We start from the raw sequence: 11,967 nt of genomic DNA, 5'->3' as shown, positions 1-11,967 counted from the left end.
GAAGGGATTATTGTTAGTTATAAAGGAGAAGTTATCGCCAGTGGCGAGGCGAAAGCAGTTCGCAATAGTTTAGATGAGGTTTGGAGTGCAAAAGGAGTGGATTTAAAAAATACTTTAGAGGAATTATATGAAATTATATCTTTTGTTAGGCGAATTACGCCAAAATTAAAAACAGCACTAAATGAAGCTTTCTTCTGGTCTGGAAAAACTGATGGAATTGGGGGAGAACTAGTAGCTTTAAATATTTCAAAATCTAAGAAAGGAATTACACTGGAAGGATTAATAAATAGAAATAGTATAGATATGCCTAAATGGGAAGATAAACCAAAAATTTGGGAAGCTACATCAAGGGAATACGCTAATCAAGTGTCAGGAGAAGTAAGAGCCGTAATAGGTGATAAGTTAAGAAAAGGAAATGTATGGGAAAATTATGAATTACCTGCTTTAAAACAAAATCCAAATGTTACAAAAATTATAACTATTGACCCTAAAACTAGAAAAGAAAAAATAATTTTTAAACGTTAATTATCTAAATAACTATTATGAAAGTAGAATATTCAATATTAACCCCCTCAACTATGAAAATTATTGTTGACAATAAGAAAGAGATGTATATACAAGGGGAAGGAACAACAGAACCAAAATTTTATGCAGATATAGATTCTATTAAGAATTGGGAACCTCCTTATGAACAAGAGCCTATTACAGAAAACGAGAAAAAAGAAATTATTAGTTCAATAGAAAAGGCCTCAAAAAAAGGAAAAATACCTATTATTTTTGACTAATTTATTTTTGATTGTTTGTAAAAGGTAAAATTATTAGAACGAAAAAGACCATCTAAAGTATTTGATCCAAATAAAAAAACATTAAGCGAATTAGGAATTAAGCTTAAAAAATCGAAGGTAGGATTATCAGTTGATTTTGTAGATACTCCTTATTTGTATCCTGTCACTGGCGAACAAAAGAATATTGTGAAGATAAAACTGACAGGCGATGATAATTTAGATATAAAATTAGCAAATGAGCTTGCAGGTCTTAATAAAAAACCATTGAAATATACGTGGCATCATTTAGACGACTATGATCCTATGACCAACACTTGTACATTGCAATTGGTAGAAACTAAAATTCATATAAAATGTAATCCACATTATGGTGCAGTTAAGATAGCGGAAGAGTTCCATAAAATCAAATATTTGACACGATAGATATGAAAAAAGTTAGAATTAATAGTTCAGAGAGAATGATCACTATTGGAGATATACTAAGTTTTGAAAAAATATTTAATATTGTTATACCCAGTAGTTTAAAGAGATTATATCTTAAATACAATGGTGGTGAAGTAGAATTTTTAGATGCTTCTACCTATGATTTTGCAAGTATAAAGTATGGGGAATTGACATTAGGTGGACTAGTGCAAAATTTAATAATAGATGAGAATGTTATCCCTGGAAACTTCTTGCCATTTGCAGTTACAGGTGTTGGACACATAATAACAATTCAAATGGATTCAGCAGTTAATAATAAAATCTATCTTTTTAGATATGATGAGTTAGAACCTATTTTATTAGTCAATTCTCTGAAGAGTTATTGGGTGTAGATAGCATTGATGAATTATAAGTAAAAGCCACGAGTAGTGGCTTTTTTTCTTAAATTAGGGTGAATTGAAAATTTCAATAAATGGAAAAAGATAAAATAGCTTTAGACAAAGCAAAGCAAGTTTTAAGTGATTTTAAAAAGAAGTATTTCTCAGATTCACTTAAGGTATATAATCCAGAAAAAGTTGAGAATAATACATATTATAAATTTCCTTATAATGTATGGGAAATTTTTGTAGATGTTCCTCAAGAACAATTTGGAGGAATTGGATTATTTTCTATTTATATAAAAGATGATACAATGGAGCCGTTTATGTTTCATGATGGAGGGGCAGAAGGGAGAGTACCAGATTTAGAAATTCTCAAAAAGGATGGGAAATATGTTATTGGGGAGGAGTGGAAAGAGAAAATAGATAATAATTGATTCTAAAATATAATCGAGGGATTGAGGAAAGTGGCAATAAAAGAAAAATAGTTTTATAATTCTATCGGACTTACTATCGCATTTTTCATTGGTATTAAGTAGGGGCAAATGGCAATTTGTCCCCTTTATCTGAAAAATTGTGTTCAAAGGACTGAATTAACCGCGCACTTATTAAAATAGTAAAAGGGATATTTTTTGAGTTTTATAGAAGAGTGTAATGAAGGGATAACCCTACCGCACGCACGCTACGTCCTAACGTAGCAAGGGTTGCATCCAGCGTTTTTGTTACCTTGTTTTTGAGTGACGTGCGTTGAGTGACGGATGCGTCCTCTCCTTCGTCGAGGTGACATACTGTACGTGGATACTGTGTGGTCAGTGTGCTTTTTCGCCAAATTATCGATAAAAGAAAATATCCCCTAAATCAGAAAATTAACCCATAACCAATAATCTGTTTAGGAAGGTTAGATGGGTTAACCGATTAAGCAAATAACCAATTAACTCGTCAAGAGAATTTCGGATTAAAGAATACATACCTTTAAATCAGAAAAATCATCGGTTAACTGCTAACTGTTAACAGTTAACCGATGAGTTAACCGATAATTTACATTTCAATGACGCGATTCGGTTGAATGGCCTCACGCAAGTTCACATCATGGGAGATAAACACAATTGTTCCTTTGTATTCCCTTAGTGCTTCGTATAAGCGCTCTAAACCAAAAATATCGAGGTTATTACTCGGTTCATCCAGCAGTAAAACATCAATAGAAGATAAAGAGAGATTCAAGCAACAGATGGTCAAGCGAAGACATTCCCCTCCACTCAATTGCGCAACAGGTTTAGACCATTGTTCTGGTCGAAAACCATATTGAAACAAGGTGTTTTTTAAGCTAGCCTCATCCAGTACGTTGTGATTGAAGATTTGTGCTTGTTCCAGCATCGTTTTGCTGTGATCAAGTAGACTATAAAACTGATCCAAGTACACGATATTGGAGGTTAATCGTTCAACCTGACCTGTAGTAGGTTGTATATTTCCCGCTAATAAATGTAGTAAGGTCGATTTACCCCGGCCATTAGCCCCTTCAATTAAAAGGCGTTCTCCACTTCGGATTTCGAGGTTCCACGGGGTAGACCAAAGAGCTGCAGGAGCAGTTTCATATTGATAGTTGACTTCTTTCAATTGAAAAAGCACTTTGTTCGTGTGTAAATCCGAGTTGTTAAACGAGAGATGAAACGGTTTTACTTGTTCCAACTGATCTTTTAATTCCCACAATTCCCCTTGGAGTTTATGCTGTTTTTCCGCTTGTACCTCTGTACTTTTGGCACTGCTGTTTTCTGCCGCATTCTTGAGTGTATTGACTACAATCTTTGGAAGTCCCCCTTTTTGCTCCGCCTTCTTGTGTTGTCCGACCGCTTTTTGCTGCTTCTGAAGTAATTTCTGTTGTTCCGTTTTTACCTGACGCAAATCCTTGGAAATTGAATCAATGCGGTGTTGAAGAGAAGCAAACTCCTCTTGTTTTTGCGCTTTGTAAAAATCGTAATTGCCTTTGTAGGTCTGAACCCCTTTGCTGCTAATCTCAAAGGTAAGTCCTTGTCGATTCAGTAAGGCAATATCGTGACTAACCAAGAGCACCGTCCCTTTGTACTGATCTAAGAAATCAAACAACAGTTGTCGTGTAGCTTGATCAATGTGATTGGTGGGCTCATCCAACAACAAAATATCGGGCTGATGAATGTGGATATACGCAAAATATACGCGCATTTGTTGCCCTCCACTGAGTTGATGCATAGGCAGGGATAAATCTTTTCCTTCCAATTGCCAATATTGCAAGGCTTGGGTAATATGTTCTTCAATTGCCCAGTCATCATCTAAATCGACATAATCTTGTTCATTGACCGACCCTTGTAAAATGCGATGTAAAGCTTGTAGTTTTTTATCCGTTTGCAAGGCTTCTTGAATCGTTTGTTCCCCAGTTTGGTTGGTGTTGATTTGAGGTAAATAATAAGCCGTTCCATCCAACTGAATAGCTGATAGAGGTGTTGTGGCAATAAGTTTTAATAGGGTGCTTTTTCCCGTTCCATTGGCTCCAATGAGGTTAGCCTTTTCTCCTTTGTTGAGTACTAGATTAAGCTGTTGAAACAAAGGGGTTTTATCTGCGTGTTCGTAGGATAGATTTTTTATAACGATAGACATAATAATCAAAATAAGATAGATGAGTATAAAATACTTGTGGCCCGTACACCACTACTCACGGTCTTGGATATGTATTCACATAACTAAATAAGTATTACAGCCCTAGGAAAGATAGAGACTATTAAAAATTGTTTGCTCCGATAAGTAGAAACCTACTTATGCGATTAAAACGAAATACTTATTTAGATATCCATTCGATTATTTATTCGTTAATACTGATGCAAAGATAGAAAAATTATTAGAAAGAGGAAAGAGGAAAGAGGACACATAATGTAGGGGCATAGGGTCATGTGCCTATTAAACGAAATAACTTTTTTAGATGAGATAAAGAGGAAAGAGGACATAATGTAGGGGCACATGGTCATGTGCCTATTAAACGAAGTAACTTTTTTAGATGAGATAAAGAGGAAAGAGGACGCATAATGTAGGGGCATAGGGTCATGTGCCTATTAAAACGAAGTAACTTTTTTAGATGAGATAAATAGGAAAGAGGACATAAGGTAGGGGCATAGGGTCATGTGCCTATTAAAACGAAGTAACTTTTTTAGATGAGATAAATAGGAAAGAGGACATAAGGTAGGGGCACAGGGTCATGTGCCTATTAAAACGAAGTAACTTTTTTAGATGAGATAAATAGGAAAGAGGACATAAGGTAGGGGCACAGGGTCATGTGCCTATTAAAACGAAGTAACTTTTTTAGATGAGATAAATAGGAAAGAGGACATAAGGTAGGGGCATAGGGTCATGTGCCTATTAAAACGAAGTAACTATTTTTAGGCGAGATAAAAAAAAGAGGATGACTTAGTAGGCATCCTCTTGATATTTTAACTAGAAAAGACTGATTTGACCCTGTTGGGTATGGTCTTTGGTTGGTTTCTTTTTTTCCTTCTTCACTTCTTTTTCTGCTTTCTCTACCTTCTCTTCTTGAGGTTGAATAGGCAGAACGGTATCTTCAAAGAGGTTGAGTGTATCTTCTTCAGGCTCTGTTGGAATACAAGCTGTAGTTCCCTCTTCTTCAGATTCAACACAAATAGATGATTTTGTTACAACACCGTCAAAAACAGGCGGTGTTGTTTGTTGTGCCCAAGAAGGGATTGTTGTTTCCTCTTGGAGAATTGTCGTATCTTCTTGAGGAATGAATGTTTCTTCAGCGAATGATTCATTTACCTCGGTTTCTTCTATAACCTCCGCAGTTGTTGTTTCCGTTGTTTCAATTTCTGCTGTAAAAACCGGCGACTCTTCTGCTATATTTTCTTCGCTTGTTGCTGTAAGGAAAACCTCTTCCTGTTGAGTTTCTGCCTCCTCAGCTACCTCTTCTTCCTGGATTGCAGGTTCAACAAGAGTAACGGATTCCGCATCTATTTCAATTTCTTTGCTCTCTGTTTCCTCCGTAAGGACATCTGCAGGTTGGCTTTCTTCTAAAAGGTCAAAGATGGAATAATTTTTTACGATGATTTCGTTTACATCAACGGTCGGATCTAACACTGGATTGTGATCTTCCTCCTGCATGGCTGTTTGTGCTTCTTCGCTAAGTTCTCCTTCTAAAATAGTAGCTTCTTCAATGATAATTTCATTGACACCTAATCGAGGGAAATTCGCCAAAGCAGCTGCTGTGGTTTGCGTCTCATCCGCTTCCTTATTTTCAGTGGTAAAGCTTTCTACCTTGTTCTCTAAATCCACCAAAAGGCGTTTGATTTTTTTGATATGAGGATGATCGGCAAAGGTCTCTTTTTCGTAAACCAACTCCAATAGTTTGTACATCGTGTACGCTTCGTGGTACTTTAAAACGATGGCGTGCTTTTTATTGTGGTCTAAAATCGAGACTTGTTTCTGAATATTCTTGGCTTTATCTTCAAGTTTAGCAAGTAAGTCCTCTTTTATACTAACCAATAAAGCGTCTTTTATAGATTGTACTACATAGTCATCGGTTTTTTCAACCATCTGAATAACAGTAAGAAGGACATCGTTACTTAATTTAAATTGAATTTTTGTCGTCATTGTAATAATTAGAAAGCCAGTTTAGTCGTTTCAAGTATTGAAAGTTCTACAAAATAATGAAAAAAATATGACTTTACACGGTGTTCGCAAAAACATTTAAAAGGCTTTGTTTCCTAAAAAAGCTTGCTTAATTTTAAGGAAGAAAAATTAACCATTTGAAAAAGTTTCCCACTCCCATCGCATTCAAATATCCTTGGCGCGACTATCAGCAAAAAGTACTCGATCAATTAGAGGCTCATCTAAAAGATGATAAATTACACGTTGTGGCTCCTCCCGGATCAGGAAAAACGGTTTTGGGGCTGGAAGTGATTTTAAGACTCAATCAACCGACACTGATTTTAGCACCAACCTTGGCAGTTAAAAATCAGTGGATTGAACGTTTTTGTTCCCTTTTTTTACAAGTAGAGGAAGCACCTGATTGGATTTCAACTCAATTGACTCAACCCCAATTTTTGACGGTATCCACGTATCAAGGATTGCATGCCGCTTTTAATTATTTAAAGGAAGAGGAGGACACGGATGAAGAAGTTCCAATGGAAACAACAGTGAGTTATACCAATAATCACGCACAGGAGATTATTGCTAAATTGCGAGCTGTAGGAATAAAAACGCTTTTGGTGGATGAGGTACATCACTTGAGAAAGGAGTGGTGGAAAGCCTTGGATTTATTAGACAATGAATTGAAGTCAACGGTGGTCGGCTTAACGGCAACTCCTCCTTATGGAGCGTCTAGCTTGGAATGGCAACGCTATATGAATTTAGCTGGACCTGTGGATGAGGAAATCACCGTTCCTACTTTAGTGGCTGTGGAAGATTTATGCCCACACCAAGATTTTATATACTATTGCACGCCTTTGGCAGAGGAACGCGAAAAAATTGCCCTGCATAAAACAGCAGTTTATTCGTTTTATACGACCTTTAAATCTCATCCTTTACTCGGACAAACGCTCAGTGCATCTGCGATTTATCAAGATCCTTTATCTCATTTGGATTGGATTTATGAGAACTTAACGACCTATGTCGCAGGTTTGATTTTTCTCCAAGACTTTTATGGGGAAGTTGAAGGTATACACCGAAAAGTATTGGGATTACAACAGGAAGAACTACCGCTTTTGGATTATGTATGGTTTGAGAAAATGCTCAATTTTTACTGCTTTCAGGGGCAGGACTTACTACAAGATGTGCCTGAGTATGCTGCGTTTCGAAGTGAATTAACAGCAGAATTGAAAAAGAGAGGATTAATTGCCTTTCGTCAGGTGCAATTGGTCCAAGACAATAAAGGCGATGATGTACTGCTTTCTAGTTTGAGTAAATTGCAAAGTATTACAGCGATTCTCGATTTTGAATATTCCGTGTTAGGGCAAGATTTACGTCTAGCTATTCTAACGGATTACATCCGCAAAGAGTATTACAGCACGACAATACATCCACCTGAAGTATTGTCTAAACTCGGAGTGTTATCGATTTTTGAAACCCTGAGGCGAAACAATACGCATTCGTTGCCTATAGCAGTCTTGACAGGGACTGTGGTGATTGTGCCGGTTACTTGTTTGGAGGGGTTGAATCAATTTGCCAAATTAAAGGGAAGCCTGTTGTCTTTTACGCCTTTGGCATACGATCCCCAATATGTGGCTTTGCAACTTACAGGACAACAAAGGACGCAAATTGTGCATTGGGTGACTGCTTTATTTCAAACAGGGGCGATTCAAGTACTTATTGGTACGAAAGCTTTACTTGGAGAGGGATGGGATGCTCCTGCGTTGAATGCCTTGGTGATGGCAAGCTCAATTGGAGCATATATTACGTCCAATCAAGTGAGAGGACGTGCTTTTCGCGTGAATCCCAAAGATCTCAATAAAACCGCACATATTTGGCATTTGGCTTGTATCGATACCTATGCAACAGATGGAGGAAAAGATTGGGATATTGTCCATCGTCGTTTTCAAACCTTCGTAGGTATATCCAATCAGGAGGGAGAGGGACAACCGACAATTTCCAATGGAATTGAACGATTACACGAAAAAGCAAAGAAAAAGAAAACACGGGATGAAGTGTATGTAGCGGAACAGAATCAGCGAACTTTAGCCCTAGCACAACAAAGAGATAGCCTGAAACGACGTTGGTTGACCGCGATTCAAAGTGGAAGTCATCTAACAGAAGGAGCGAGGGTGTTGTTTTCTTCTCCTATAGAAAGACGGGATGTAAGTCAAGCCAAGCAATTTTATACGAATAAGACGGTGGTTTCTGCTTTATTTACCGTAGTGTGCTCCGCTATTTTGTTTTTAACGTATCAATTTATTGGCTTAGGAAAAGGTGTTTTATTACACGGAATTAGTCTGTGGTCTTTAGGCTATTGGGTTTTTCAAACCTTTGTGTTGGGATTGGGTCTGCGCTTTGGATGGAAAGGTTGGCGCTATTATCGCATGTATCGCAAGTTTGGCGATATGCGTAAGGACATACAAGGAATGGGAGAAGCGCTGTGTAATACCTTGTGTCATTTTGAATTGTTTACTACAGCTCGAACTGCCATTCGCGTTGTGACTACACTCGAATTTGGCGGGGGTGTGTTTTGTTCACTAGAAGGGGCTACCTTAAGAGAAAGTCATGTATTTGCTTCTTGCCTTAAGGAAATTTTATCGCCAATTGAGAATCCGCGCTATGTCTTAGAACGCAAAACACTGTTGCCTATTCAGGACAGTGAGTCGGATTTCCATGCCGTGCCTGAGTGTATTGGGGTGAACAGAACGCGTGTGAATTACTTCGCACAACAATGGTCACAACAGGTGGGAAGGAACCGAATTGTCTATACGAGAACGCCAGAAGGTAGAAAAGAATTGCTTCAAGCACGTGCTTTTGCCATCGTTAATCAACTAGAAGAACCTCGTGTGACACAAGAACACCAATGGCTATAATAAGAACGTCCCTTGTATGGATATACAAAGGACGCTCAACTAACTAATCAATTAAAATGGGTCATCACTCCATTTTTATAAAAGTGCTTCTGACTTTGATATTCTTCGGTGAAGAAGAGAAAAAGTGAAACAGACTTTCCAAAGAATTAAAATTTACTTTTATTCCTACAATACCTAGGTACTGCTTGAATTGTGAACTATTGGTCGTTCCTTTGTTTGTTTTGTTACAGTGTTGAAATAAATTATTTTGTTAAATTTTATTAAGTAGGCAAAATGCTTCAAAATGAACTATTTACTGCTTCGACTTTTATCCTCAAAATTTGCCTCTTTAATGCTTTTTTTGTTGGAGCTGTCTCCAAAAGTATAAGTCGCACCAATGGTCAATCTTCGGCTATTCCAACTATTGGTAAAAGTTTGTACGTTGTCACGGAAGTAACTTGTTCCGTTGGATTTACCTGTATTGAAGATATCGTATAAGGTCACATTGACGTTGAGTTTCTTATTTAGTAAACTAGCTTTGATTCCCGTAGTCAACGCTGAATACGAACCATATTTAGTATTATCTGATTTATGTGGTACTTGGTGATACCAGTTTAAAAATACATGTAAGGTTTTAGCGGTATTCATCGTAAATGTGTTTTGTGAATAATAGCTAAAGTATACTCCGTTTTGTGGAATTTGATTGGCTATCTTATTGCGGTAATAAGAACTTGAATAATTCATATCTGCTCCTGTGCTTGTTTGCCACCATCCCGTAATTTTATCACTGTATGAAACGCTTAATCCATAGTTATCACTATTGAGCATATTGTAATACGTACTGATGAAAACATCGTCGATTAAAGTCGAATATTGATCAAATGAATTGGTGATATGATAGTAGTTTAATCCCACTGACAAAGAGCCATGAAAGAGGTAATTCAATTCGAAATTATCTGTAAAGGAAGGATCTAATTCTGGATTACCACTGTTGTATGAATAACTATTTGCATAGTAACGGAAGGGATTTAATATACCAGAATAAGGACGGTTAATTCGCTTGGAATAATTGAAGTTGAAGGAGTGATTTTCATTGGGGTCATAGGAAATATAAGCGGTTGGAAACCATTTTCCATACGACTTTTTAAAGGTTTCATCGGTTTCTAATAGATGACCTTCCACTTCCGTTTGCTCAAATCGCATTCCTCCTTTAACACTCCACTGATCACTTAATTTTTTGTGTACACTTACATAAGCTGCAAAGTTGTCCTCTTTGTAATTGAATCGGTTACTTCGACTACCGTCGTATATTAAATTTTCATTGATTCGGTTGTAGTAAAACACCTTGGATTTATTGTCGTAATTGGAATATTTCCCCCCAAATTCTAAATCTATCCAGGGTAATTTATACGATACATCTGCTGTTCCACTCCACACTTGATACTTTAAATCATTGGTGTAATAAGTTGAATTGCGAAGATTGTGTTGTGGATCGTATTCATTCATGTCTGTTGCTCCATCTGGAATATTTGAAAAGTAATTGACTCCTAAGGATAATTTGCTTCCCAAGGTATCTAAGTTTCGATCGTAAAATAAATTCGCCGTATGGTAAATATTGTTATTGGTTGCTTCTGTGATGGATTTGATGATAGAATCTGTTTTTTGCTCTGGTAAAGCAATATACTTGGATGTATTGGGATTCGTATTGTCATTTTTGTACTTGGATAAATCATAAGTCGCTCCAATTACTTCTTTGTCTGATAATTGATAATTGGTCGTTAGATTGATTCCGCCTGACGTATAAGACCCTGTTGGATTGGCATAAGAATCTAGAATACGCGTATCGTTTTTAAATGTATACGTATTCTCATTGCTGTATTTTCCATCTCCTCCATTGGCTTTCAACATTACATTCCACTTCTTCTTTTGGTAGTTTAAACTCCCATTGAGCGAATACCAATTGTGGTTGTTGTAAGAATAGGAACTGCTCACTGACCCATACAGGCCAAGAGATTTGTTTTTCTTCAGGACGATATTAATTAATCCACTGTTTCCACTAGCTTCATATTTAGAAGGCGGGTTGGTAATGACTTCAATTTTTTCAATGTCATCTGAACGCAAGGTCTTTAAGTAATTCGTTAAAGCATCCCCTTGTAAGTGTACAATTTTATCATTGATCATAATCGTCACACTACTTTTACCCACAATGCTAATTTTGTCATTTTGTACTTTGACTAAAGGGGTATTGGTTAAAGCTTCTACGGCATCCATCCCTTGAGAAGCAATACTATTCGCTGTATTAAATACCAAACGATCGGCTTTGCGTTCCACCAATTTTTTCTCGGCTTGTACGACAATCTCTCCCAATTCCGTTGAAGATTCCGCAATAATATCCCCTAGATCAATTGTTTTGTCGATGTGTATATTCTTTGTGTACAACAATTGACCTAAATAGTGGATGTTCAATTTGTATTGTTCAGTTGGAATATTCGTCAACGTAAATTCTCCTGTTTCTGCGGTAAAACTCTGCTGGGCTAATTGGTCATCGCTTTCTTTTACTAGGTGCAATTCCGCAAAATCAATCGGTTGCTTGTCTTTGTTGAGCACTCGTCCCTTTACTGTGTTTTGGGCATGTAGGAGTGCGATTCCGCAAAAGAAAGTAATAAATAAGGTAATCTTCTTTTTCATAATAATAAGGTTGTAGTCTACTTATTAACAATGTTGATAAGTTTGTTAACAAGTGGTGTTTTTTCTGTTCATAACTTGATTGATGTCTATAAGTAGCGCATTCAACTGATTTGTTACGACTATTTTAGTATTGTTTATAACTTCTGTTTTTTGTGTTTGATTAAACCTTGAAAATCA

Annotated in this window: 9 protein-coding genes; 6 read left to right on the top strand and 3 right to left on the bottom strand. The window is 36.8% G+C overall.

Annotated elements, in window-relative coordinates; translation table 11 throughout:
• The 5 genes from HX004_RS05665 to HX004_RS05645 all read left to right on the top strand — a co-directional run.
• On the top strand, positions 1–525 hold a 525-nt coding region (locus HX004_RS05665; RefSeq protein ID WP_286441364.1), incomplete at its 5' end, for a hypothetical protein.
• A gap of 17 nt (positions 526–542) precedes the next feature.
• Positions 543–785 carry an Imm74 family immunity protein gene (locus HX004_RS05660; RefSeq protein ID WP_286441363.1) on the top strand — a complete coding sequence of 81 codons (243 nt, stop codon included), beginning with the start codon at positions 543–545 and terminating at the stop codon, positions 783–785.
• Positions 786–971: 186 nt separating this feature from the next.
• Positions 972–1,208 (top strand): HNH endonuclease, encoded by a 237-nt coding sequence (locus tag HX004_RS05655; protein WP_286441362.1) that lies wholly within the window; start codon positions 972–974, stop codon positions 1,206–1,208.
• 2 nt (positions 1,209–1,210) lie between these two features.
• On the top strand, positions 1,211–1,600 hold the full coding sequence (locus HX004_RS05650; protein ID WP_286441361.1) for an SMI1/KNR4 family protein: 390 nt from the start codon (positions 1,211–1,213) through the stop codon (positions 1,598–1,600).
• Between the two features lie 80 nt (positions 1,601–1,680).
• A complete protein-coding gene (locus HX004_RS05645; protein WP_286441360.1) occupies positions 1,681–2,022 on the top strand; it encodes a hypothetical protein in 342 nt (113 codons plus the stop codon).
• A 601-nt stretch (positions 2,023–2,623) separates the two neighbouring features.
• On the opposite strand, the gene HX004_RS05640 is transcribed toward HX004_RS05645, so the two are convergent.
• Both HX004_RS05640 and HX004_RS05635 read right to left on the bottom strand, forming a co-directional pair.
• Entirely contained in the window at positions 2,624–4,213 is a 1,590-nt protein-coding gene (locus HX004_RS05640; protein WP_286441359.1) for an ATP-binding cassette domain-containing protein, read from the bottom strand.
• An 828-nt stretch (positions 4,214–5,041) separates the two neighbouring features.
• Entirely contained in the window at positions 5,042–6,211 is a 1,170-nt protein-coding gene (locus HX004_RS05635) for a hypothetical protein (RefSeq protein WP_286441357.1), read from the bottom strand.
• A 155-nt stretch (positions 6,212–6,366) separates the two neighbouring features.
• Between HX004_RS05635 and HX004_RS05630 the strand changes: the two genes are divergently transcribed.
• On the top strand, positions 6,367–9,123 hold the full coding sequence (locus tag HX004_RS05630) for a DEAD/DEAH box helicase family protein (RefSeq protein ID WP_286441356.1): 2,757 nt from the start codon (positions 6,367–6,369) through the stop codon (positions 9,121–9,123).
• Between the two features lie 288 nt (positions 9,124–9,411).
• Here HX004_RS05630 and HX004_RS05625 read toward each other — a convergent pair whose 3' ends face one another.
• A complete protein-coding gene (locus tag HX004_RS05625) occupies positions 9,412–11,790 on the bottom strand; it encodes an outer membrane beta-barrel family protein (RefSeq protein WP_286441355.1) in 2,379 nt (792 codons plus the stop codon).
• Positions 11,791–11,967 lie beyond the last annotated feature (177 nt).

It is taken from the genome of Myroides sp. 1354 (assembly GCF_030324495.1).
In the GTDB taxonomy this organism is placed as follows: domain Bacteria; phylum Bacteroidota; class Bacteroidia; order Flavobacteriales; family Flavobacteriaceae; genus Flavobacterium.
The sequence above is the reverse complement of the archived record's forward strand: the minus strand, read 5'-3'. Positions and strand labels throughout refer to the sequence as shown.